The 22260-nt window shown below is 65.9% G+C and carries 25 protein-coding genes and 1 tRNA gene; 17 read left to right on the top strand and 9 right to left on the bottom strand.

Features of this window, described 5'->3' with window-relative positions; genetic code table 11:
- Positions 1 to 29 precede the first annotated feature (29 nt).
- Positions 30 to 104 (top strand) — tRNA-Thr (locus Sj15T_RS03270).
- Positions 105 to 139: 35 nt separating this feature from the next.
- Positions 140 to 532, top strand: coding sequence for a YkvA family protein (locus tag Sj15T_RS03265; RefSeq protein WP_041385836.1), 393 nt, complete (start codon positions 140 to 142; stop codon positions 530 to 532).
- 485 nt (positions 533 to 1017) lie between these two features.
- Here Sj15T_RS03265 and Sj15T_RS03260 read toward each other — a convergent pair whose 3' ends face one another.
- Positions 1018 to 1458, bottom strand: coding sequence for a cupin domain-containing protein (locus tag Sj15T_RS03260; protein ID WP_013039858.1), 441 nt, complete (start codon positions 1456 to 1458; stop codon positions 1018 to 1020).
- A gap of 121 nt (positions 1459 to 1579) precedes the next feature.
- Between Sj15T_RS03260 and Sj15T_RS03255 the strand changes: the two genes are divergently transcribed.
- Positions 1580 to 1882, top strand: a complete 303-nt coding sequence (locus Sj15T_RS03255) for a glycine zipper 2TM domain-containing protein (protein ID WP_025161093.1) — start codon at positions 1580 to 1582, stop codon at positions 1880 to 1882.
- A 66-nt stretch (positions 1883 to 1948) separates the two neighbouring features.
- Here the strand turns inward: Sj15T_RS03255 and Sj15T_RS03250 are convergent, their stop codons facing one another.
- Positions 1949 to 2233, bottom strand: coding sequence for a hypothetical protein (locus Sj15T_RS03250; protein ID WP_013039857.1), 285 nt, complete (start codon positions 2231 to 2233; stop codon positions 1949 to 1951).
- Positions 2234 to 2366: 133 nt separating this feature from the next.
- Positions 2367 to 2774 (bottom strand): EVE domain-containing protein, encoded by a 408-nt coding sequence (locus Sj15T_RS03245; RefSeq protein ID WP_013039856.1) that lies wholly within the window; start codon positions 2772 to 2774, stop codon positions 2367 to 2369.
- A gap of 105 nt (positions 2775 to 2879) precedes the next feature.
- Between Sj15T_RS03245 and Sj15T_RS03240 the strand changes: the two genes are divergently transcribed.
- Positions 2880 to 3824, top strand: coding sequence for a 2-oxoglutarate and iron-dependent oxygenase domain-containing protein (locus Sj15T_RS03240; RefSeq protein WP_041386345.1), 945 nt, complete (start codon positions 2880 to 2882; stop codon positions 3822 to 3824).
- A 116-nt stretch (positions 3825 to 3940) separates the two neighbouring features.
- Here the strand turns inward: Sj15T_RS03240 and Sj15T_RS03235 are convergent, their stop codons facing one another.
- Positions 3941 to 4324, bottom strand: a complete 384-nt coding sequence (locus tag Sj15T_RS03235; protein ID WP_013039854.1) for a dihydroneopterin aldolase — start codon at positions 4322 to 4324, stop codon at positions 3941 to 3943.
- A gap of 128 nt (positions 4325 to 4452) precedes the next feature.
- Here Sj15T_RS03235 and Sj15T_RS03230 point away from each other — a divergent pair, with 128 nt between their 5' ends.
- From Sj15T_RS03230 to Sj15T_RS03215, 4 genes are read left to right on the top strand one after another with little or no spacing between them, the layout of a single operon-like run.
- Positions 4453 to 4971 carry an N-acetyltransferase gene (locus Sj15T_RS03230; protein ID WP_037493675.1) on the top strand — a complete coding sequence of 173 codons (519 nt, stop codon included), beginning with the start codon at positions 4453 to 4455 and terminating at the stop codon, positions 4969 to 4971.
- 45 nt (positions 4972 to 5016) lie between these two features.
- Positions 5017 to 5583 carry a DUF1285 domain-containing protein gene (locus tag Sj15T_RS03225; protein ID WP_013039852.1) on the top strand — a complete coding sequence of 189 codons (567 nt, stop codon included), beginning with the start codon at positions 5017 to 5019 and terminating at the stop codon, positions 5581 to 5583.
- Complete coding sequence (locus Sj15T_RS03220) at positions 5580 to 6191, top strand: CoA pyrophosphatase (protein ID WP_007682820.1); 612 nt, start codon at positions 5580 to 5582, stop codon at positions 6189 to 6191. The genes Sj15T_RS03225 and Sj15T_RS03220 overlap by 4 nt, the downstream gene beginning before the upstream one ends.
- Positions 6172 to 7380 carry a CCA tRNA nucleotidyltransferase gene (locus Sj15T_RS03215; protein ID WP_013039851.1) on the top strand — a complete coding sequence of 403 codons (1209 nt, stop codon included), beginning with the start codon at positions 6172 to 6174 and terminating at the stop codon, positions 7378 to 7380. The genes Sj15T_RS03220 and Sj15T_RS03215 overlap by 20 nt, the downstream gene beginning before the upstream one ends.
- Here the strand turns inward: Sj15T_RS03215 and Sj15T_RS03210 are convergent.
- The 3 genes from Sj15T_RS03210 to Sj15T_RS03200 form a co-directional block, all read right to left on the bottom strand.
- Positions 7344 to 9095, bottom strand: coding sequence for a bifunctional diguanylate cyclase/phosphodiesterase (locus Sj15T_RS03210; RefSeq protein WP_041385832.1), 1752 nt, complete (start codon positions 9093 to 9095; stop codon positions 7344 to 7346). The two genes, Sj15T_RS03215 and Sj15T_RS03210, sit on opposite strands and share 37 nt — an antisense overlap.
- 85 nt (positions 9096 to 9180) lie before the next feature.
- Positions 9181 to 11469 (bottom strand): DNA topoisomerase IV subunit A, encoded by a 2289-nt coding sequence (parC, locus tag Sj15T_RS03205; protein WP_007682815.1) that lies wholly within the window; start codon positions 11467 to 11469, stop codon positions 9181 to 9183.
- A gap of 390 nt (positions 11470 to 11859) precedes the next feature.
- Positions 11860 to 12780, bottom strand: a complete 921-nt coding sequence (locus tag Sj15T_RS03200) for a LysR substrate-binding domain-containing protein (protein WP_193377929.1) — start codon at positions 12778 to 12780, stop codon at positions 11860 to 11862.
- A gap of 127 nt (positions 12781 to 12907) precedes the next feature.
- Here Sj15T_RS03200 and Sj15T_RS03195 point away from each other — a divergent pair, with 127 nt between their 5' ends.
- The 6 genes from Sj15T_RS03195 (at position 12908) to purC (ending at position 18272) form a co-directional block, all read left to right on the top strand.
- Complete coding sequence (locus Sj15T_RS03195; RefSeq protein ID WP_013039847.1) at positions 12908 to 13054, top strand: hypothetical protein; 147 nt, start codon at positions 12908 to 12910, stop codon at positions 13052 to 13054.
- A 70-nt stretch (positions 13055 to 13124) separates the two neighbouring features.
- Positions 13125 to 13889: a trehalose-phosphatase gene (gene otsB, locus Sj15T_RS03190; RefSeq protein ID WP_013039846.1), complete on the top strand. Its 765-nt coding sequence runs from the start codon at positions 13125 to 13127 to the stop codon at positions 13887 to 13889.
- A 99-nt stretch (positions 13890 to 13988) separates the two neighbouring features.
- Positions 13989 to 15767 (top strand): glycoside hydrolase family 15 protein, encoded by a 1779-nt coding sequence (locus Sj15T_RS03185; RefSeq protein ID WP_269076463.1) that lies wholly within the window; start codon positions 13989 to 13991, stop codon positions 15765 to 15767.
- A gap of 25 nt (positions 15768 to 15792) precedes the next feature.
- Positions 15793 to 17196, top strand: a complete 1404-nt coding sequence (gene otsA / locus Sj15T_RS03180) for an alpha,alpha-trehalose-phosphate synthase (UDP-forming) (protein ID WP_025161097.1) — start codon at positions 15793 to 15795, stop codon at positions 17194 to 17196.
- Positions 17197 to 17227: 31 nt separating this feature from the next.
- Positions 17228 to 17359, top strand: a complete 132-nt coding sequence (locus Sj15T_RS03175) for a hypothetical protein (RefSeq protein WP_007682106.1) — start codon at positions 17228 to 17230, stop codon at positions 17357 to 17359.
- 130 nt (positions 17360 to 17489) lie between these two features.
- Positions 17490 to 18272, top strand: coding sequence for a phosphoribosylaminoimidazolesuccinocarboxamide synthase (purC, locus tag Sj15T_RS03170; protein ID WP_007682103.1), 783 nt, complete (start codon positions 17490 to 17492; stop codon positions 18270 to 18272).
- 18 nt (positions 18273 to 18290) lie between these two features.
- Here purC and Sj15T_RS03165 read toward each other — a convergent pair whose 3' ends face one another.
- Positions 18291 to 19043 carry a sulfite exporter TauE/SafE family protein gene (locus Sj15T_RS03165; protein WP_013039843.1) on the bottom strand — a complete coding sequence of 251 codons (753 nt, stop codon included), beginning with the start codon at positions 19041 to 19043 and terminating at the stop codon, positions 18291 to 18293.
- Positions 19044 to 19152: 109 nt separating this feature from the next.
- On the opposite strand from Sj15T_RS03165, the gene purS reads away from it, so the two are divergent.
- Entirely contained in the window at positions 19153 to 19383 is a 231-nt protein-coding gene (gene purS, locus Sj15T_RS03160) for a phosphoribosylformylglycinamidine synthase subunit PurS (RefSeq protein WP_007682101.1), read from the top strand.
- 3 nt (positions 19384 to 19386) lie between these two features.
- Positions 19387 to 20061, top strand: coding sequence for a phosphoribosylformylglycinamidine synthase subunit PurQ (purQ, locus tag Sj15T_RS03155; protein WP_007682099.1), 675 nt, complete (start codon positions 19387 to 19389; stop codon positions 20059 to 20061).
- Between the two features lie 368 nt (positions 20062 to 20429).
- On the opposite strand, the gene serB is transcribed toward purQ, so the two are convergent.
- On the bottom strand, positions 20430 to 21308 hold the full coding sequence (serB, locus tag Sj15T_RS03150; protein WP_013039842.1) for a phosphoserine phosphatase SerB: 879 nt from the start codon (positions 21306 to 21308) through the stop codon (positions 20430 to 20432).
- On the opposite strand from serB, the gene miaA reads away from it, so the two are divergent.
- Positions 21307 to 22251 carry a tRNA (adenosine(37)-N6)-dimethylallyltransferase MiaA gene (gene miaA / locus Sj15T_RS03145; protein WP_013039841.1) on the top strand — a complete coding sequence of 315 codons (945 nt, stop codon included), beginning with the start codon at positions 21307 to 21309 and terminating at the stop codon, positions 22249 to 22251. The two genes, serB and miaA, sit on opposite strands and share 2 nt — an antisense overlap.
- Positions 22252 to 22260: the final 9 nt, after the last annotated feature.

Below are 22260 nucleotides of genomic sequence, written 5' to 3'. Positions count from 1 at the left end.
GTAAGGCGCTCCCCGTCCGACGCGGACATGCCGGCTTAGCACAGCGGTAGTGCAGCGGTTTTGTAAACCGAAGGTCGGGGGTTCGATCCCCTCAGCCGGCACCATGACATTCCCGCGCCATCCGCGCTATAGTCGCCCGATGGCATGTCAACGCCTGAAAAGCTGGGCCAGCGCGCTGAAGCTCGACATCATGGCCCTGTGGATCGCCGCCCGCGACAGCCGCACGCCTCTGCTCGCAAAGCTCGTCGCGGCGGGCGTCGCCGGTTTCGCGCTCAGCCCGGTCGACCTCATCCCGGACTTCATCCCGATCCTGGGCTATCTGGACGATCTCATCATCCTGCCGCTCGGCATAGCGCTGGCGATCCGCCTCATCCCCCCGCCGCTGATGGCGCAGTTCCGGGCCGAAGCGCGCCGCCTGTCGGACCGTCCCCAAAGCCGCGCGGCCATGGCGGTCATTCTCCTGCTCTGGCTGGGGTCGGGGCTGGCGCTGTCGCTTTGCGCCACGCTCTGGATCGCCCGCCGCACCCACTGATGCCATTCCATCCAGCCCGAAAAGCAAAATGGGGGCCGGCATCTCTGCCGGTCCCCACTTCCGTCGCGTCTCCCGATCCGCTTCTCTTTCAAGATGCGATCATCGGACTCGGCGTTCGATAGGTCCGCCTCAAAGGCTTTGCTATCGTTTCGGCTCCGTTCGTCCGGCCGGTCGGCCTTTCTCCCGCAGCCTGTCCTCTTTGCCCGATGCCCGACGTTCACTTTCGCGCGTACCCGGCATCATCCATTGAGAACCGTCGGATTTTCCGCATCTTCCTTCCGGTCCATGCTTCTTTCCCAACGCTCGAAAATTCCTTCAAGTCACTGATTTCTCATCGACTTTGGCATCCAGATTTCTCTGTCTCCCGGTCTTTCCGATAAGATGATGCTCTCACCAAAAGCGAGTCGCTCAAAGCGGAATCTCGCAGCTGGAAGGGCGCCTCGCGCTAAAGCTGTGGATAAATGTGGATAAATTTTCGCCACGGTTCAGCCGCCCGGCGACCAGCCCTCCGGCGCCAGCGCGAAGCCCGAAAATTCAAATCCCGGCACCACCGTGCAACTGACCAGGCTCCAGCCGCCCATGGGCCGCGCCGCCTGCCAGTGACCCGCCGGAACCATCGCCTGCGGACTCTGCCCCGCCAGCACGTCCCCGCCCAGCAGCAGGTTCCGCACGGCCCCGCCCTCTTCCGCGATGGAAAGCCCTATCGGCGCCCCGCCATGCCAGAACCAGTGCTCGTCGGCGTCGACCCGGTGCCAGTGCGACCGCTGATGCGCCTCCAGCAGGAAATAGATCGCCGTCCCGCCGGCCCGCTCGCCCGGTTCGGCCGCCGCCCGCCAGGTCTCCCGAAACCATCCCCCCTCCGGATGCGGGGCCAGGTCCAGCGCCCGGATCAGCGCCTCCGCCGTCCCCTCGTCGCAACCGTCCATCGCTTCGCCTCGAAAATTATCATATGGAAAACAACATGATGCGCCGTTGTCGCAGGTTCATGCAACCTCCATCAATATGCGCGGGTTGAACGATCAAAGCACGCCTTTTGGAGGAGATAAAATGCGTAAAGCCCTTATGGCCATGGCCGCCGTCTCGCTGGCCATTCCCGCCTCGATGGCCGTTCCCACGGACGGCGCCAACGCCCGCCGCCATTATGAATATCGCGAATGGCGCGGCCGCGACGGCCGCATGTACTGCCGCAAGTCCAACGGCACGACCGGCCTGATCGTCGGCGGCGTGGGCGGCGCGCTGGTCGGGCGCGCCATCGACACGCGGGGCGACCGCGCCACCGGCACGATCCTGGGCGCGGCCGGCGGCGCGCTGCTCGGCAAGGAAATCGACAGCAAGCGTCGCTGCCGCTGACAGGCGCGAAAAGGGGCGGCTTCCGATGGGAAGCCGCCCCTTTTCCTGTTCAACGCGCCCGCAGGCTTATTCGGCGGCGGCGCCGCGCGCGTCATCGACCTTGAAATCCACGGCCTGGCCGCCGGAAACGCCCGAAACGCGGCCATTCTTGACCGAAAGGTTGAAGGCGACGGCGTCGGGATAGCGACGGCCGGAAATCACCTTGCCGGTCTTGGTGTCCTTGACGTCATACACATAGGTGTAACCTTCGTGCGTGAACTTCTGCTTGGCGGCCTCTTCGGCATGGGCCGCGGCATTGGCGGCGCCGACGACGACCAGGGCGGACATTAGAAACTTGGACAGCATTCGCATGAGTAAACTCCTTGTGAATGCCGATCAAACACCTCTGGAATATTCTTTTCTGTTGGCGCCGGTTTATGAAGCGCGCGGGGAAAACGACAATCGCAAACAAAGGAGAAACGATTGCATTTCCCGCAACCGTTTCTCAACCCTTTGATAAATCGACGATATGCCTGAATTCCGCCGCCGTCAGCGGGGACACGGAAAGGCGGGATTGGCGTATCATCGCCATATCAGCCAGCTTCGGATCGGCCTTCATCGTCTTCAGCGTCACGGGCTTTTCGAACTTTTCCTTGGGCGCCACATGGACGGCGATCCACTTGCCCGTCTCATCCGTGCTGTCGGGCGCTGCCTCCCCGACGATCTCCATGATGCCGACCGCCTCGACCCCGATATTGCTGTGGTAGAAGATGGAAAGGTCGCCCTTGCGCATCGCCCTCATATGGCCCTGCGCGGCGTGATTGCGCACGCCGTCCCACTCCGCCCTCCCCTTTTCGACCAGGTCGTCATAGGAAAAGGCGTCGGGTTCCGATTTCATCAGCCAATAGTTCATGGCTTATCCTTGCATCAGCCGCGAAGGACGATCAAGGATGCGCGCATGACCCGCGCCGCCACGACGGCGCGCCAGCCCGATCCAATTGAATTTCGGAGAAATCGCGTGTCGCAATCGGTGCCGGGACAAGTGCCCGTCCTGTCCCTGGCCAACATGGCCCGGGCCGACTTCGCCGCCGCCTTCGGCGGTTCCTTCCAGCGCTTCGGCTTCGCCATGGTGAAGGACCATGGCATGGACCAGGCGCTGATCGACCGTGGCTGGGCGCTCGCCCGCCGGTTCTTCGCCCTGCCGGAGGAGGTCAAGCGCCGCTACGACGCCCGGTATAATGGCGGCCAGCGCGGCTACACCGCCTTCGGCGTGGAGATCGCCAAGGGCGCGAGCGAGAACGACCTCAAGGAATTCTGGCATGTCGGCCGCGACCTCCCCGAAGGCGATCCGCTGGCGCGGAGCATGCCGCCCAATGTCTGGCCGGAGGAACTGCCGGAATTCCGCGAGACGTTCTCGCGCCTCTATGCCGAATTCGACCGCGTCGGCGCCGACCTGCTCTCCGCCATCGCGCTCTATCTGGGGCTGGAGGAGCGCTGGTTCGACAAGCCTGTCGAAAACGGCAATTCGATCCTGCGGCTGCTCCACTATCCGCCCGTCTCGCCGCAGGCGCCGGGCATCCGCGCCGGCGCGCATGAGGACATCAACCTCATCACCCTGCTGCTGGGCGCGGAGGAAGGTGGGCTGGAACTGAAGGATCGGGACGGCAACTGGCTGCCCGTGGTTCCGCCGCCCGGCGCGCTCGCCATCAATGTGGGCGACATGCTCCAGCGGCTGACCAACCACCGCCTGCCATCGACCAGCCACCGGGTCGTCAACCCGCCGCCGGAACGGCGCGGCTATTCGCGCTATTCCATGCCCTTCTTCCTGCACCTGCGGCCGGATTTCCTGATCGACGCGCTGCCCCAATGCGTGGATGCGGACCACCCCAGACGCGACCCGCCGATCACCGCGCATGATTATCTGACCGAGCGGCTGCGCGAAATCGGGCTGATCAAGGGATAAGCTCACCGTGCTCCTGCGCAGGCAGGAGCCTAGTTCCGCCGTTTGAACTGGGCTCCTGCCTGCGCAGGAGCAGGAAGCGCTCCGATCGAAACGAGCACGCCCAAAAGATCAGGAACCTACCGCCGCCCGCGCCCCATGGTGATCCCGATCTCCTCGCCCTTCTCGCTGAGGGCGAGCTTCACGATCTTCACCTCGACATGCGTCACCTTGTCGTCCTGGAGGAAGATCGTCTCGACGATATGGTCGGCCACCGCCTCGATCAGGGTGAAATGCTGTCCTTCGGGCAAGGCCGTGGTCGCCGCATGCTTGAGGTCCATGTAATTTTTGGACCGGGACAGCGGCGTGTCGGGATCGTAATGATCCGCGACCTTCAACCGCGCCCTGATCGATATGCGCAGCGGTTGCGGCAGGTGCGTCTCCTCCGAATAGATGCCGGTCAGGACATCCACGTCCAGATTGTTCACCTCCAACGTCAGGAAATCGTCAAATCCGCTGTTCATAGCTCGCCACGTTCGGCCGGTCCCTGCTGCGGGAGTGGGCCAGTTTTAGACTTTTATTTTGCGAGCCACGCGCTAAAGCCCGCCGCTCTCGGCGCGTCCATGCGCCATTGAGGACGGATCGGCAAGACGTGTCTGTGATAGTGCCCCTCAACATGATGTCGCGGGACGCGATAGAGCGGTTGCTCGACGCCGCCTTCGGCGCTGACCGGCACGGCCGCACAGCCTATCTGATTCGCGACGGCATGCCCTGGCTGCCCCAACTGTCCTTCGGCATGGAGGATGAGCGGGGCAGGCTCATCGGCTCGCTGCAAAGCTGGCCCGTCGCCCTCGCCCATGCGGACGGCGGGCGGACGCCGCTCATCATGGTCGGTCCCGTCGCCGTCGACCCCGCCGTCCAGGGGACGGGCCATGGCCGCGCCCTGATGGACGCCGTCGTGGCGGCCGCCCGCGCGCAGCGCAGCGATCCGCTGATGATGATCGGCGATCCGGAATATTATGGCCGCTTCTGGGGCTTTTCGGCGGAAGCGACCGGCGGCTGGGACTGCCCCGGCCCGTTCGAGCCGCGCCGCCTGCTGGCGCTGTCGGTCGACGGGCGGCCCCTGGGCGGCACGGGCATGCTGGGTCCGCGCGCCACCGTCCGGGCCTGAAATTTCCCTTTTGCCTTCGGGCGCGCCGCCCCCTATCTCCGCCCTATGCCGATGGAGCCGCCCCCCGATCTCGCCAGTCTTTCCCTGACGGACATCGCGCGGCTGCTCCAGGAAAAGCGCCTGCCGCCCGTGGAGAAATGGAACCCCGACCATTGCGGCGACAGCGACATGCGCATCGCCCGCGACGGCACCTGGTTCCATCAAGGCTCGCCCATCGGGCGGGAGGCCATGGTCCGCCTCTTTTCCACCATCCTGCGCCGCGAACCGGACGGCAGCCACGTGCTGGTCACGCCCGTCGAAAAACTGTCGATCGAGGTGGAGGACGCGCCCTTCGTCGCCGTCGAGCTCAAGAGCGAGGGCAAAGGCCGGACGCGCAGCCTCGCCTTCGGGCTCAACACGGGCGACCTGGTCGCCGCCGGGCCGGACAACGCCCTCATCCTGCGCGAAACGCCGGACGGGCCGCATCCCTATCTCCACGTCCGCGGCGGGCTGGAGGCGCTGATCGCCCGCAGCGTCTATTATGAACTGATGAACCTGGCGCTGGACGAAGGCGCCGAACCCATCGGTCTCTGGAGCAACGGCGCCTTCTTCGCGCTGGACGGATCGGCATGACCCTGGCGGAACGGCTGCGGACCGCCCTCCGGGAAGGGCATGAGCGGGAGGTCGGCGTCCTGGCCGCCGACACCCGCGATCCCCGCATCGACGGCGACATCATGCTGTTTCCCGCCGCCGTGCTGGTCGCGATCACCGACCGCCCCGAACCCGGCCTGATCCTGACCCAGCGTTCGACCGGGCTGCGCAAGCATGCGGGCCAGGTCGCCTTTCCCGGCGGGCGGGTCGACGACGACGACCCCGACGAAATCGCCGGCGCCCTGCGGGAAGCGCAGGAGGAGATCGGCCTCCTGCCCGACCTGGTCGACATCATCGGCACGTCGGACCGCTATCACACCTTCACCGGCTTCGACATCGTCCCCGTGCTGGGCGTGATCCCGCCCGACCTCCCCCTCTTCCCGCAGGAGGCCGAGGTCGCCGACCTGTTCGAACTCCCCCTCTCCTACGCCCTGAACCCCGCCAACCGGATCAGAAGATCGATCGAATTTCAGGGCGTTGAAAGGCATTATTACGAAATATTCTGGGAAGGACGGCGCATCTGGGGCATCACCGCCGCGATCCTCGCCAATCTGTCGCGCAGGCTAGGCCATGACCAGCCTGCTGCCTGACGCCGACTGGCGCCACCGCCCCGGCCTGGACGCGCTGCTGAGGGCGCTTGGCGCGGAACAGGGCCTCGCCCGCTTCGTCGGCGGCGCGGTGCGCGACGGCCTTCTGGGCCTGCCGGTCAACGACCTGGACATCGCCACCGTGCTGGAGCCGCAATCCGTCATCGACCGCCTCAAGGCCGCCGGCATAAAGGCCGTGCCCACCGGCATCGACCATGGCACGATCACGGCGGTGATCAACGGCTGGCCGGTGGAGATCACGACCCTGCGCCGCGACGTCAGCACGGACGGCCGCCGCGCCACCATCGCCTATACCGACGACTGGCGCAAAGACGCCGCCCGGCGCGATTTTACCATCAACGCGCTCTATGCCGACCCGCTGACCCACGCCATCACGGACTTCTTCGGCGGCGTCGCCGACCTTCGCGCGCATCGCGTCCGCTTCATCGGCGACGCCGGCGCCCGCATCGCGGAGGATCATCTGCGCATCCTGCGCTATTTCCGCTTCCTCGCCCGCTTCGGCCATGACGAACCCGATGATGAGGCCTATGCCGCCTGCCGGGAGGCCGCCAACAGCCTGATGGCCCTCTCCCGCGAACGCATAGCGGACGAGCTGCTCAAGCTGCTCGCCCTGCCCCGCCCGCTGGCCTCGCTCCGGCTCATGGTCGACGGCGGCATATTGCTGCCCGTCCTTCCGGAGGTCGACCATGGCGGGCTGGCCCGCCTGTCCGCGCTGATCGATCGCGAGGCCGCCTCCGGCACCGCCCCGGCGGCCCTGCGCCGCCTGGCGGCCCTGCTTCCCCCGGACCCCCGCGTCGCCGACCAGGTCGGCGCCCGGCTCAAATTGTCCAACAAGGCCCGAAAGCGCCTGGCCACCGCGCTGGAGGGCGCAGCCTCCGCTCCGCCCCGCGCCCTCGCCTTCCGGATCGGCGTGGAAGGGGCCATCGACCGCATGCTGATCGATCCATCGGCGCCGCTCAACGACATGAAGCTGCTCGTAGGATGGACGCCGCCGCGCCTGCCGCTGGGCGGCGGCGCCCTGATCGAGCGGGGCCTGCAACCCGGCCCGGACGTGGCGAAGGCGCTGGCGGAAGTTCAGGACATCTGGGTGGCGGAGGGCTTTCCCGACGAAGCCCGCCTGTCGGAAATCGCGGATCAGACCGTTTCGAAGTTCCAGCGCGCCCGCCAATAGTCATAGGCGTCGGCTTCGGGCATCGGCCGCGCGAAATAATAGCCCTGCCCCTGCCAGCAGCCCAGATTCTGCAACGCATGGGCCAGTTCCTGCGTCTCGATCCCCTCGGCCGTCACGTGCAGCCCCAGCGATTCGGCCAGCGACAGGATGGTGCGCACCATGATCTCCTTGTCCCGGTCCTCCAGCATGGAGGTCACGAAACTGCGGTCGATCTTCAATATGTCGATGGGCAGGCTGTGCAGGCTCGCCAGGTTGGAATAGCCGGTGCCGAAATCGTCCATGGCGATCGGCATGTGCAGATCCTTGAGCGCGAACAGCAGCTTCCGGGCCTTTTCCGGATCGGCGATGATGGCGCTTTCGGTCAGTTCCGCGGTCATGCGCTTGCCCGAAATGCCCGAATAGCGCAGCGCCTCCTCGAACATGGAGGCGACATCGTCCCGCGCCATCTGAATGGGGGACAGGTTCACATTGACGCCCAACGGCGCCGGCTGGCCGAATTTCGCGTCCCACCGGCTGAGCGCCTGCGCCGCCTCATAGGCCGCCCAGCGCCCCAGGGAGGTGATCAGCCCGCTTTCCTCCGCCACGGCGATGAATTCGGCGGGCGAGACATGGCCCAGTTCCTCGTCCTCCCACCGCGCCAGCGCCTCGAAACCCGTGACTTCCCCGGTCTGGAGGTGGATGAGCGGCTGGAAGGCCAGGGTCAGCCCGCCCTGCGCCAGCGCGTCGCGCAACCGGCTCTCGACGGAGAAGCGCCGCTGCGCCTCCTTGAGCACGCCGTTGCGATAGATTTCCACCTTGCCGCTGCGCTTGGCGATCTTCACTGCGGCCTGCGCCTTGCGCACCACGTCCTCGGGATCTTCGGTCAGGCTGGTCGACAGGGCGCAGCCGATCGCGCAATCGACCCTGATCTGCAGATCGCTCAGCCTGATCGGATAGCTCAGCGCATCGCGAATGCGCTGAACGATGTGAAGGGCGTCGGACAAGCCGTTGTTAAGACGGGCGAAGATCGCGAAATCATTGCCGCCGATGCGCGCCAGCACATCGCCCTGGCGCAGGCCCGACTTCAACCGCTTGGCGACGGTGATCAGCAATTCGTCGCCGGCCATCGGCCCCAGCGATTCATTGACCCGGCTGAACCGGCTGAGATCGATGGCGATGACGCCGAACTGCGCATTTTCCGGCCAGGGCGCGTTGGTCAGCCGGTCTTCGATCTCTTCGCCGAAACCCGTCCGGTTGGGCAGCGCCGTCAACCCGTCGGACAGCAATTCCCGCCTCAGATTCTTCTCGATGGTCCGGTCGCTGGTGCGGTCGAGCGCCGTGAACAGGAAAAGGTCGGGCTTGCCGTCCCGTTTCGGCAGGCGGCCGACCGTGCAATAGAAATATTCCGGTCCCAGCGCCCCGTCGCGACGCAATTCGAATCCTTCCGAATCGCGGCCGGACAGGATGCTCTCCACGATTCGCTTGCGCCATTCGGCCGCGTGGGACCGTTCGGCCTTGCCCGACAGGATGCAATCGAAGCTGTGCGCGAAGGCCGCATTGGCCCCCACCATGGACAATCGCTTGTTCTCGAACGATAATATGGTGGCGGGAAAGGGCAATGCCGCCATCCAGTCGGGCATCGGCAGCATCGGCGAAGGATGCGCGCCATCATGCCCCGAAAGAAGCTCGACGTCCGGCGTTTCTGTGGGCCGATCGCGCATCGACATGGATTCCATGGCCCCGGCGATAGGGCCAAAGGGTAAATATTCGGGAAACGACATTCCCGGGATTCCGATGCGATGATAGCGAAAAATCCGTTTCTCAGAAACGGTTATCGCGGGGGAAGCCGGTGGGCGGCATCCGCCCGGCCGCGCCCCTGGCGACGCGCCATGGCGTCATGTCCGCTTCCGTGCGCACCCGCCCCGTCCCGCCGCCCATGGCCCAGCTAAGCCCGTCCGACAGGCGGAAGGCGATGGCGTCCGACAGGCCGCCGTCGCGGTATCGCTGCATCTGCACGCCCTGCCCCCGCGCCATGCGCGGCATTTCGATCAGGGAAAAGACCAGCAGCTTGCGATTCTCGCCCACCACGGCGACGCTGTCGGCATCGGGCGCGATGGGATGCACGACGCTCAGCTTCGCGCCGGTGCGGACATTGACCACCTGCTTGCCCTTGCGGGTTTCCGCGATCACGTCGGCCACCGCCGCCACGAAGCCCCGCCCGTCGGATGACGCCAGCAGCAGTTCGCCGCCGGTCCGCGCAGGCATCAGCGCGACGATCTGGCCGGTGCCGTCCATGTCGACCAGCGACCGCACCGGATCGCCGAAACCGCGCCCGCCCGGCAGCTTGTCCGCGCCCAGGGTGAAGATGCGCCCGGTCTCCGTCGCCAGCAGCAGCTTGTCGGTGGTCTGCGCGTGGAAGGCGATCATCGGACCGTCGCCTTCCTTGAATTTCAGCGTATCGGCGGAGGCCAGGTCGCGATGCCCGCTCATCGCCCTGATCCAGCCGCGCTCGGACAGGATCACGGTGATCGGTTCCTTCTCGATCATCGCCTCCAGCGGGATTTCCCGCGCCGGCGCCGCTTCCTCGACCAGCGTGCGCCGCCTGCCGAAATCGCTGTCGGGCGAATAGCGCTTGCGCAGGTCGGCCAGATCCTTCTTCAGCCGCGTGCGCTGCCGCGCCGGGCTTTCGACCAGCTTGATGAGGTCATCCCGTTCCTTCAGCAGTTCGGAATGCTCGCGCCGCAGTTCCATCTCCTCCAGCTTGCGCAGGCTGCGCAGCCGCATGTTCAGGATCGCCTCGGCCTGCCGGTCGTTCAGGCCGAACTCGGCCATCATCACCTCTTTCGGCTCATCCTCGGTCCGGATGATCTCTATCACCCGGTCCAGGTTCAGATAGGCGATGATATAGCCGTCCAGCAGCTCCAGCCGCGCCGCGATCTTGTCCAGCCGGTGCTGGGCGCGCTTCACCAGCACGTCGATCTGGTGCTTCAGCCATTCGATCAGGACCGGCTTCAACCCCAGCACCCTGGGCGTGCGCGTCGCGTCCAGCACGTTCAGGTTCAGCGGGAAGCGGTTTTCCAGGTCGGTCAGCCGGAACAGGCTGTCCATCAGCACGTCCGGGTCGACGGTGCGGGCGCGGGGTTCGATGACGATGCGGATCAGTTCGTCGCTCTCGTCCCGCACATCGGCCAGTATCGGCAGCTTCCTGTCGTTGATCAGCGCCGCGATCTGCTCGATCAGCTTGGACTTCTGCACCTGGAAGGGGATTTGCGTGACCACCGCGACCCATGTGCCGCGCCCGCCATCCTCCTTGTGCCAGCGGGCGCGGGTTCGAAACGATCCACGCCCCGTCGCATAAGCCTCTGAAATGATGGAAGGACTGTCCACCAGCACGCCGCCGGTCGGAAAGTCCGGCCCGCGCACGATCCGCATCAGCTCGGCATGTTCGGCGTCCGGATTGTCGATCAGCAGGCTGGCCGCGTCGATCAGTTCGGCGACATTGTGCGGCGGGATGCTGGTCGCCATGCCGACCGCGATGCCGCTGGCGCCATTGGCCAGCAGATTGGGGAACAGGCCGGGAAAGACCTCCGGCTCCTGGTCCTCGCCATTATAGGTGGGACGGAATTCGACGGTGCCCTCGTCCAGCCCCGCCATCAGGTCGGCCGCCGCCTGCGTCAGCCGCGCTTCGGTATAACGCATCGCCGCCGCATTATCGCCGTCGATATTGCCGAAATTGCCCTGCCCGTCGACCAGCGGCGTGCGCAGCGAGAAGTCCTGCGCCAGCCGCACCATCGCGTCATAGACCGACGCGTCGCCATGCGGGTGATATTTGCCGATGACGTCGCCGACGACGCGGGCGCATTTCTTGTAGGACGTGGTGTTGCGCGCCGGATTGGCGACCAGCACGTCGGGCGAAGCCCCGCCCGGCTCCATCTTGAGCAGCCGCATCGCCCACAGCAGCCGCCGGTGCACCGGCTTCAACCCGTCGCGCAAATCGGGCAACGACCGCGCCGTGATGGTGGAGAGTGCATAGACGAGGTAGCGCTGCGACAGCGCGTCGTCGAACGGGTGATCCTTGATAGCGTCGAACGGGTCGCGAAAATCGGTCATCCCGACGGGGAATAGCAGCGCCGCGACAAAACGGAAACGGGGTTTAATCCCACCCTGCTCCCGCGAAGGCAGGAGTCCAGTTCGCCCCAGGCAGTGTGGACAAATTCCAGCCCCGCCGACTGAGTGATTTGGGTGGAAAGCGGACCTATCCTATTCCTCCCCATCGATCGATGGGGAGGGGGACCGCCGCTGAAAGCGGTGGTGGAGGGGAAGATACGCAGGTCACGCCATTTCCCCTCCACCAGCCTGCGGCTGGTCCCCCTCCCCACGCTTCGCGTAGGGAGGAATTGATGTCCGGAAATGACCATCCCCCACATCCCGAATTTGTCCAAGCGGCCCAGGGCAGAACCGGTTTCCCGCCTTAGCAGGAACACGCAACATCAACGCGCTTCACCGCGGCAAAAACCGCCCTTCCGGGTCCGCCGCGATCTCCCGCGCAAACTCCGCGCCGATCCAGTCGCGAAACGCCTTCACCTTGGCCGTATTGCGCACATGGGGCGGATAGACCACCCAATAGCTCGCCCGCTCCCGGACATAGGACGGCACGGCCTCCACCAGCAATCCGGCCTCCACCTCCGCCTTCCACAGGAAGGGATTGACGATGGCCACCCCCTGCCCCGCCATGGCGGCGCGGCCCTCCATCACCTGGGAATCGAGCGCGATCGCGGGCGGCAGCCCCTTGCCGTCCGCCTCCACCCCCATGGCGGCGAACCATTCATGCCACCACATGTCGTCCGGCGACAGGCGCGGCAGGGCGTGCAGCGCCTGCGCATCGGCAATGGGCCCGTTCGCCGCCAGCCAGGCCGGGCTGCAAAGCGGCGCCAGCCGGTTGTGGGTCAGCAGCTTCGCCTCCAGCCCCGGCCATTCGCCCCGCCCGCCCCGCACCGCCACGTCCACGCCGTCGCGGGCCAGGTCCACCACCCGGTCGGTCGCATCGATCCGCACCGCCAGCCCCGGCTGGCGCATCTGGAACGTCCCGATCCGCTGGGCGAGCCAGAGATGCGCGAAGCTGTTGGTGCAACTGATCGTCAGGATCGTCATATGGTCCTGCGTCAGCGCGGCGAACCCCTCCCGCATCTGGTCGAAGGCGCGGGACACGACCGTCGCGATCTCCCGCCCCCTGTCGGTCAATGCCACTTTCCGTCCCGCCCGCTGGAACAGGCTGATGCCCAGCCGCTCCTCCAGCAACTTCACCTGATAGCTGACCGCCGCCTGGGTCATCCCCAATTCCTGCGCGGCGGCGGTGAAATTCTCCAGCCGTGCGGCGGCTTCGAACACGCGGACGGCGGACAGGGGCGGCAATGGTCTCATGCGCCATGGATAAGCCAGCCTTATGATTCCCGTCCACCCTTTTGTTGGCCGACCCCCTGAAAAAGCGCGATAGGAAATCCCGAAAAACGCCATTCATTCTCCACAACGTTCATGGAAAGGAACTGTCATGCATATGTCGAAGGACGCCCGGCTGTCCCCCCGCGCCCATGAAACCGCCCAGGATCGCCCGGATCTGATCGCCGCCATCATGCAGGCCTTCCGCGCGCTCCACCGCATCGCCTGGTCGGCGCCCTGGGCGGAGGAACGGCGGTGAAGCCCCGCAAAAATCGCGAACAGGGTTCAACGGGGCTTGCACAATCCGCGCCACGCGCCAACTTGCGCGCGTGTCCGATTCCCGTCTTTCCCCTGTTCCCGATCTTCCCCCTCCGCCGCCCCGGCTGCTGACCGGGGCCGCGCTGTTCCTCGATTTCGACGGCACGCTGGCCCCCATAGCCGACACGCCCGACGGCGTGGAGGTCGATGACGACCTGCTCGCTCTGCTCGGCCGCCTGCGCGACCGGCTCGACGGGCGGCTTGCCATCGTGAGCGGCCGATCCGTCGCCACCCTGCGCGACTTCGGCTTCGGGCAGTTCCTGCTCGCCGGAACCCATGGGCTGGAACTGGCGGAACCCGGCCGCCCCATAGAGGCGCCCGCCCGCCTGCCCGCGATCAACGAGGCGGAAGCCGCCTTCCAGACCTTCGCGTCCGGTAAGCCCGGCGTCCTTGTCGAGCGCAAGACGATCAGCGTCGGCCTGCATTTCCGCGGCGCGCCCCAATGGGGCCGGCAGGCGGGCGACCTCGCCGCCGGCCTGGCGGACCGGCTCGACCTCGCGCTCCAGCCGGGCAAGATGCTCTACGAACTGCGTCCCGGCGGCGCCGACAAGGGCAGCGCCGTCCGCGCGCTGATGCGCCGCGCGCCCATGGCCGGCGGCACGCCGTTGTTCATCGGCGACGACGTCACCGATGAGGAGGGCTTTGCCGTGGCGCGCGATCTGGGCGGCGCCGGCATTCTCGTCGGCGTGCCCCGGGCGACGCTCGCCGCATTCTCTTTGGAACAGGTTGCCGCCGTCAGGCATTATCTGGCTCAGGGGGTCGCTGGCACCGACTGATCCGATGGTCCGGCGCCCCCGTCGTGCACGAACAAGGGGGACAGACCGATAGAGACGCAGAAAAACGACCTTCCCGGCGGGAATGAGCGCACTCTCGACCTGTGGCCCATCGGCAATTGCCAGGCTTCGGCGCTGATCGACCGGGCCGGGCGGATGATATGGGCCTGCGTCCCCCGCGTCGATGGCGATCCGGTATTCTCGGCCCTGCTGGACGATGCCGCCTGGGATGAACCGGATGCGCGGGGCTTCTGGGCCATAGAGCTGGAACACTGCGTCCGGATCGAGCAGCATTATGTCCGCAACACCCCCGTGCTCGTGACCCGCCAGACCGACGCGCAGGGCAATGCGATAGAGCTTTACGATTTCTGCCCCCGCCACAAGCATCTGGGCCGGATGTACCGCCCGGTCGCGTTCGCCCGCGTGGTGCGGCCCGTGTCCGGCAGCCCGCGCGTTCGCGTCAGGTTGCGCCCCACCACCTCCTGGCATTCGGAAAAGGTGCCGATCAGCTACGGATCAAACCATATCCGGCTGGTGCTGTCCTATATGGCGATGCGCGTTTCCACCAATGCGCCCATCGGCCTCATCTCCCAGGAAAGCTGGTTCCGGCTGGAACATGACATGCATTTCTTCCTGGGTCCGGACGAGAGCTTTTCCGACGCCCTGCGCCCCGCAGTGGAGCGGATGCTGGACGACACGATCCACGAATGGCAGATCTGGGTGCGCGGCCTCGCCATTCCAGCCGAGTGGCAGGAGGCGGTGATCCGCTCCGCCATCACGCTCAAGCTGTGCCAGCATGAGGAAACCGGCGCCATCGTCGCCGCGCTGACCACCAGCATCCCCGAACATGCGGACAGCGGCCGCAACTGGGACTATCGCTATTGCTGGATCAGGGACGCCTATTATACGGTAGAGGCGCTGAACCGGCTGGGCGCGCTGGACGTTCTGGAAAGCTATCTCGTCTACCTCCGCAACATCGTCGACGGTGCGCGGGGCGGCCATATCCAGCCGCTCTACGACGTGCGCGGCAACGCCACGCTGGAGGAGCGGGAGGCGCAAAACCTGCCCGGCTATCGCGGCATGGGGCCGGTGCGCGTCGGCAATGCCGCCTATTCCCAGGTGCAGCATGACGCCTATGGCCAGATCGTCCTCTCCTCCGTGCAGGGCTTCATCGACCAGCGCCTGCTGCGCATGGCGGGGCTGTCGGATTTCGAGGCGCTGGAGGCCGTGGGCGAGCGCGCCTGGCAGGTCTATGACCAGCCCGACGCCGGCCTGTGGGAATTGCGCACCCGCGCCCATGTCCACAGCTATAGCGCGGTGATGTGCTGGGCGGCGTGCGACCGCCTCGCCCATGCGGCGGCGGCCCTGGGCCTGCCGGACCGCGAAGTCCATTGGCGCGAGCGGGCGGAGGTCATGAAGGCCCGCATTCTGCAATCCGCCTGGCGAACCGACAGCAACGCTATCTCCGCCACTTTCGAGGACGACGCGCGGGATGCCTCGCTGCTCCAGTTGCTGGACCTGCGCTTCCTGGCGGCGGACAATCCCATGTTCGTCGGCACGCTGAAGGCCCTGGAGCAGGATCTTCGCCGGGGCAACAACATGCTGCGCTACAGCGCGCCGGACGATTTCGGGGAGCCGGTCACCGCCTTCAACGTCTGCACCTTCTGGCTGATAGAGGCCCTGCATCGGACCGGCCGCAGCGAGGAGGCCCGCGCCCTCTTCGAGGAGATGCTGTCCCGCCGCACCGCCGCCGGGCTGCTTTCCGAAGACATCGACCCCGCCACCGGGGAATTGTGGGGGAACTATCCCCAAACCTACTCATTGGTCGGCATCATCAATTGCGCCGTGCTCTTGAGCAAACCGTGGAGCGTGATGCGATGAGGCGCTTGGCATGGAGGCGCTTGGCATGAGCCGCCTGATAGTCATTTCCAACCGGGTCAGTCGCCCGACCAAGACCGGCAACCAGGGCGGCCTGGCCGTCGCGCTTTCCCAGGCCCTCCGGGAAAGCCGGGGCATCTGGGTCGGCTGGTCGGGCGAGGTCACGGAGAATTTCACCGGACAGATCGGCTTTTCGGAGGATGAAGGGGTCAAGACCGCGACCATCGACCTGGAAGAGCAGGACGTCGACGAATATTATAACGGCTATGCCAACAAGACGCTCTGGCCGCTGTTCCATTTCCGCATCGATCTGGCCGAATATGCCCGCGATTTCGAGGGCGGGTACAACCGCGTCAACCAGCGTTTCGCGGACACGACCAGCCCGCTGATCGAGCCGGAGGACATCATCTGGGTCCAGGATTATCACATGATCCCGCTGGGTCGGATGCTGCGCGATCGGGGCCATGACAATCGCATGGGCTTCTTCCTGCACATCCCCTGGCCGCCGACCCGGCTGCTGGTGTCGCTGCCCCACCACAGCAAGCTGGTGCAGACGCTGTTCGCCTATGACGTCGTGGGGTTCCATACGGAGGAATGGCTGGAATCCTTCCGCCACTATGTGGAGCGGGAGATGGGCGGAACGGTCGACGGCGATTTCGTGACGCTGGGAAACCGGACGATCCAGGCGATCGCCTGCCCCATCGGCATCAACGCGCAGGAATATGCCAGCGCCGCCGTCAGCGACGCCGCCAAGGACATGTATGAGAAGGTCCGCCGTTCGCTTCAGGACCGTCCCATGATCGTGGGCGTGGACCGCCTGGACTACAGCAAGGGGCTGGAGGAACGGTTCAACGGCTATGCCCGCTTCCTCAAGGATCATCCCGAACAGCATCGCAACGTCGTGCTGACGCAGATCGCGCCGCCCTCCCGCGGGGAGGTGGAAAGCTATCAGCAGATCCGCGCCACGCTCGACGCGCTGGCAGGCCGCATCAACGGCGAATATAGCGACGTCGACTGGACGCCGATCCGTTACGTCAACCAGGGCTATCCGCGCGACAAGCTGGCCGGCATCTACCGCGCCGCGAAGATCGGGCTGGTCACGCCGCTGCGCGACGGCATGAACCTGGTCGCCAAGGAATATGTGGCGGCGCAGGATCCCGACGATCCCGGCGTCCTCATCCTGTCGCGCTTCGCCGGCGCGGCCCAGCAGCTCAAGGACGCGCTGCTGATCAATCCCTACAGCCCGGAGGAGATGTCAGACGCCATCACCCGCGCCCTTTCCATGCCCCTGGACGAGCGCAAGCGCCGCTGGCGCGCCATGATGGACAGCGTGGAGCAGCAGGACATAAGCTGGTGGCGTCAGCGCTTCACGGAGCGGCTTATGGCGGTCCAGCGCGACGGCGAAGTGAAACCGGAGGCGCAACCGGCTTAACTTTCCCGCCGGCGCCGCTACTGTCGGACAGATGGATGATGATGAGGAAGAAGCGGGCGGCGCCCTTGCCGCCATTCGCGCCAGATCGGGCGTCATATTGGGGGCGGTCGGCCTTTTGGCGTGGCTGGCGCTGATCTGGTTCATGTTCGGGGACGTGCTGTAGCTATCCCCATCCATTTGCACCCTTGCCCACTTTGGTCTAAGGGCCAGCCCAAGCAGCCCCGGCACCCGCTGATCCTTCCCGATTCGCGTTTGCCGGGGCACATTCATTCTTGGGAAGACAGGAACCGCGCATGGCCCGTCGCCGCCAGATCTACGAAGGCAAGGCAAAGATCCTTTACGAAGGCCCGGAGCCGGGCACGATCATCCAATATTTCAAGGATGACGCGACCGCCTTCAACGCCCAGAAGAAGGGCACGATTTCGGGCAAGGGCGTGCTCAACAACCGGATTTCCGAGCATATCTTCACCCTGCTCGGCCAGATCGGCGTTCCCACCCACTTCATCCGCCGCCTCAACATGCGCGAGCAGCTTGTCCGCCAGGTCGAGATCGTGCCGATCGAAGTCGTGGTGCGCAACGTCGCCGCCGGTTCGCTCAGCAAGAAGCTGGGGATCGAGGAAGGGACGCAGCTTCCCCGCACGCTGATCGAATATTGCTACAAGGACGACGCGCTGGGCGACCCGCTGGTGTCGGAAGAGCATATCGCCTGCTTCGGCTGGGCCAGCCAGGACGAGATGCACGACATCGCCGACATGGCGATCCGCATCAACGACTTCATGTGCGGCCTGTTCGCGGGCATCGGCATCCGCCTGATCGACTTCAAGCTGGAATTCGGCCGCCTGTGGGACGGCGATTACAGCCGCGTCATCCTGGCCGACGAGATCAGCCCGGACGGCTGCCGCCTGTGGGACATGGCCACCGGCGAGAAGCTGGACAAGGACCGTTTCCGCCGCGACCTGGGCGGCGAAGTCGAGGCCTATCAGGAAGTCGCCCGCCGTCTGGGCCTGATGCCTGAGGGCGTCGATACGACCGTCCTCGACCTGGACACCCACCGCAAGAAGCGCAGCAAGGACTGACGAAATTCGGCGCGTTGCTCAGGCGAGCAGCGCGTCCACCAGCAGCTTGATGCCCAGCAATACCATCAGCACGTAGATGAGCGTGTAGAAGCGCGCCGGATCCACGCGCCGCACCAGCACCACGCCCGCCAGGGTCGCCGCGACGGCCACCGGAATCAGCGTCGCGGTCGCCAGCAAATTGGTCCGGGTGAACTGCCCCAGGGCGGCATAGGCGGGCACCTTCATCCAGTTCATCGTGGCGAAGGTGACCGCCGTCGTCCCGACCAGCGTGTCGCGGGGCAGACGCTTGGGCAGCACCCACATCTGGAAGGGCGGCGACCCCGCATGGGCGATCTGGCTGGTGAAGCCGCTCGCCACGCCGAACAACATGCCGATCCAGCTTGGCGAATTGGACGGCAGCACCATCGCGCCGCCGCGCTCGATCCACAGCCGCTGAAGCCCGAACAGCGCCGAAATCAGGCCCAGCACGCCCAGCACCGCGACTTCGGACACCTGGGCCGCGAAGACATAGCCGATGGCGACCCCCATCGCCATGCCCGGCAGCATGACCTTCGCTATGTGCCGGTCCCAGCTATGGCGGAACGACCAGACGCTGACGGCGTCCTGCAGGATCAGGATGGGCAGCAGGATCGCCGCCCCCTTCACCGGGTCCACCCCCAGCGCCATGATCGGCATGGCCAGCGCCCCCACCCCGGCGAACCCGCCCTTGGCGAGCCCGGACAGGATCACGGCGGCGACGGCGCAGGCATAATAGAGATATTCCTGATTCATGGCGCCCGCCTAAAGCAACGCCGCCGATCGGGAAAGCATAATGCCTTGCCTGCGGCAGCCGAGGGGATTAGGGGGTGCGCGAAAGCCTGATTACGGAGTTCCCTGCCCCATGAAAGCCCGCATCTTCGTCACCCTCAAGGGCGGTGTCCTCGATCCGCAGGGCAAGGCGATCCATCATGCGCTGGAAGGCCTTGGCTTCGGCGGCGTCAACGACGTGCGCGCGGGCAAGCTGATCGAGCTGGACCTGGCCGACGGCACCAGCGACGAGGATATCGACGCCATGTGCCGCAAGCTGCTGGCGAACACGGTGATCGAAAACTACCGCATCGAAAAGGCCTGAGCCATGAAGAGCGCCGTCATCGTCTTCCCCGGCAGCAATTGCGACCGCGACCTCGCCGTGGCGTTCGAGGCGGCGACCGGCGCGAAGCCCGCCATGATCTGGCACCGCGACACCGAACTGCCGGACGATATCGACCTGATCGGGGTGCCGGGCGGCTTTTCTTATGGCGACTATCTGCGCTCCGGCGCGATGGCGGCACGCTCGCCGGTGATGCAGGCGGTGGCAAGGGCGGCGGATCGCGGCGCTTATGTGCTGGGCATCTGCAACGGTTTCCAGGTGCTGACGGAGAGCGGGCTGCTGCCCGGCGCGCTGCTGCGCAACGCGGGCGGGCATTTCGTCTGCCGCGACGTCGCGCTGACGGTGGAGAATGCGCAGAGCGCCTTCACCAGCCGCTATGAAGCGGGCGAGGCGATCAGCTTTCCTGTGGCGCATCATGACGGCAATTATTTCGCCGACGCGGCGACGCTCGACAGGCTGGAGGGCGAAGGCCGCGTGGCGCTGCGCTATGCGGAGAGCGTCAACGGGTCGGCGCGGAACATCGCGGGCATTTTGAACGAGACCGGCAATGTGCTGGGCATGATGCCGCATCCGGAGCGCGTGATCGAGGCGGCGCATGGCGCGACCGATGGCCGGCGGCTGTTCGAGGGGCTGGTCGAGGGGCTGCTGGCGCGAGCCTGAGAGGGGCTGCCTTTCAAGAAGCTGAGTGAACTATGAAAGGCCGGGAAACTGCGGTTTCCTGGTCTTTTTTCCTGTTCGCCGTCGAGCGTTTCACCCCGAAGTTCACAGTGTATGCGCGCGCGTGCCTGGGCGCGCGTATGCGCGGTGAGGCGATTGGTCGGACGTTTCAAAGAGCGATGCGGGATAGGCGGGCTGGCGTGGAATAGGACAGCCGGAATTGTGGAGGTGGTGGAGAAATAGGATGTTTTTTAGGGAAGCTGTGGCCATTGGGTTACGCCGATCCTGAGCCAATCATCTGGATTCAGGGCCGGACAATTGAAAAGAGAGTCTGAAAATGGCCAGTCGCGGTCATTCTGGGCGCGCCAGGATCAACGCACGACCCACTCCGCCGAAGCGATGCCCTGCGCGTAGAGCAGCACGGACAAATCGCCATGCACGATCTCCGCCGCCGCAGCTTCGCGGGTCTTGGGCTTGGCATGATAGGCGACGCCCAGTCCCGCCCCCTGGATCATCGGAATATCATTGGCTCCGTCGCCCACCGCCAGCGTCAGGGCGCGATCGATGCCGCCCTCGATCGCCGCCTCCAGTTCCGCCCGCTTGCGCGCCGCGTCGACGATGGGCACCGTCACCGTGCCCAGCAAGGCCCCGTCCGCAATCTCCAGCACATTGGCGACCGCCGCGTCGAAGCCGATTTCCTCCGCCACCGGCCCGGTGAAGCGCGTGAAGCCGCCCGACACCAGCAAAGTCGTCGCGCCCCGCGCCTTCATCGTCCGCACCAGTTCCCTGGCGCCGCCCATGATGACGACCCGTTCCTCGCGGCACTGGTCGATGGCCGCGTCCGCCAGCCCCTTCAGCAGGGCCACACGCTCATGCAGAGCGCCCGCGAAATCCAGTTCGCCGCGCATCGCCCGCTCGGTGATCTCGGCGATCTGCGGCTTGATCCCGGCATAGTCGGCCAGTTCGTCGATGCACTCGACGGTGATCATGGTGGAATCCATGTCCGCGATCAGCAGCTTCTTCTCGCGCCCCTCGGCCAACTGGACGATCACGTCCACCCGCTCGCCGATGCCGGTCAGCACCGCCCGCGCCGCGACCGGATCGAACCCGAAGAAAATATCCGCCGCCTTGCCCTCGTCCAGCCACTTGCTATCGACGGGCGCGCATCCCGCCGTCGCCAAGCGTCCGACGGCATCGGCAATATCTTCCTGACTCAAGGCCCCGCTTGCCACTAAGGTCGCAACGAACATGGATACTCCTGCCACATCGAAGGGCGAATCCCGCCCCCGCGTCGCGCTTATTGCCGGGCCTACCGCCAGCGGCAAGAGCGCGCTTGCGGTTCGCCTGGCCCAGGCAACCGGCGGCATCGTCATCAACGCCGACGCCAGCCAGGTCTATGCCGACCTCCGGATCCTCTCCGCCCGGCCGTCGGATGAGGAGATGGACGGCGTTCCGCACCGCCTGTTCGGCCATATCGACGGGGCAGAGGCCTGCACCGCCGCCCGCTGGGCCGCCGAAGCCAAAGCCGAAATCGACAAGGCGCATAAGGCCGGCCGCCTGCCCATATTGGTCGGCGGCACCGGCCTCTATCTCCGCACCCTGCTGGACGGCATCGCCCCGGTTCCGGACATAGACCCCGCCATCCGCGCCGCCGTCCGCGCCCTTGCCGTGGCCGACGCCCACGACGCCCTCGCAAAAGAAGACCCCGAAGCCGCCGCCCGCCTAGCCCCCGCCGACACCACCCGCGTCGCCCGCGCGCTGGAGGTGGTCCGCTCCACCGGCAAGCCCCTCGCCCAATGGCAGCAGCATAAAAGCGGCGGCATCGCCGACGGCATCGCCCTCTCGCCCCTGATCCTCCTCCCTCCCCGCGACTGGCTGATCGCCCGCTGCGACCTGCGCTTCGGGCAGATGCTGGACGGCGGCGCCGCGGCGGAAGTCGAGGCCCTGCTCGCCCGCAACCTTTCCCCCGACCTTCCCGTCATGCGCGCCATCGGCGTGCCCGAAATCGCCGCCTGGCTGGCGGGACAGATCGACCGCGACACGATGCTGAAACGCGGCCGCATCGCCACCCGCCAATATGCCAAACGCCAATATACCTGGTTTTCGCGCCAGCCGCCCCCGGAATGGCCATGCGAGAACAGACAGATTGATGCTGAAATATTGGACGAATTGGCAATAAAATTACAACAATAACTCTTGACT

The sequence above is a fragment of the Sphingobium sp. TA15 genome (assembly GCF_037101235.1).
GTDB classification, from domain to species: Bacteria; Pseudomonadota; Alphaproteobacteria; order Sphingomonadales; family Sphingomonadaceae; genus Sphingobium; species Sphingobium indicum.
The sequence above is the reverse complement of the archived record's forward strand: the minus strand, read 5'-3'. Positions and strand labels throughout refer to the sequence as shown.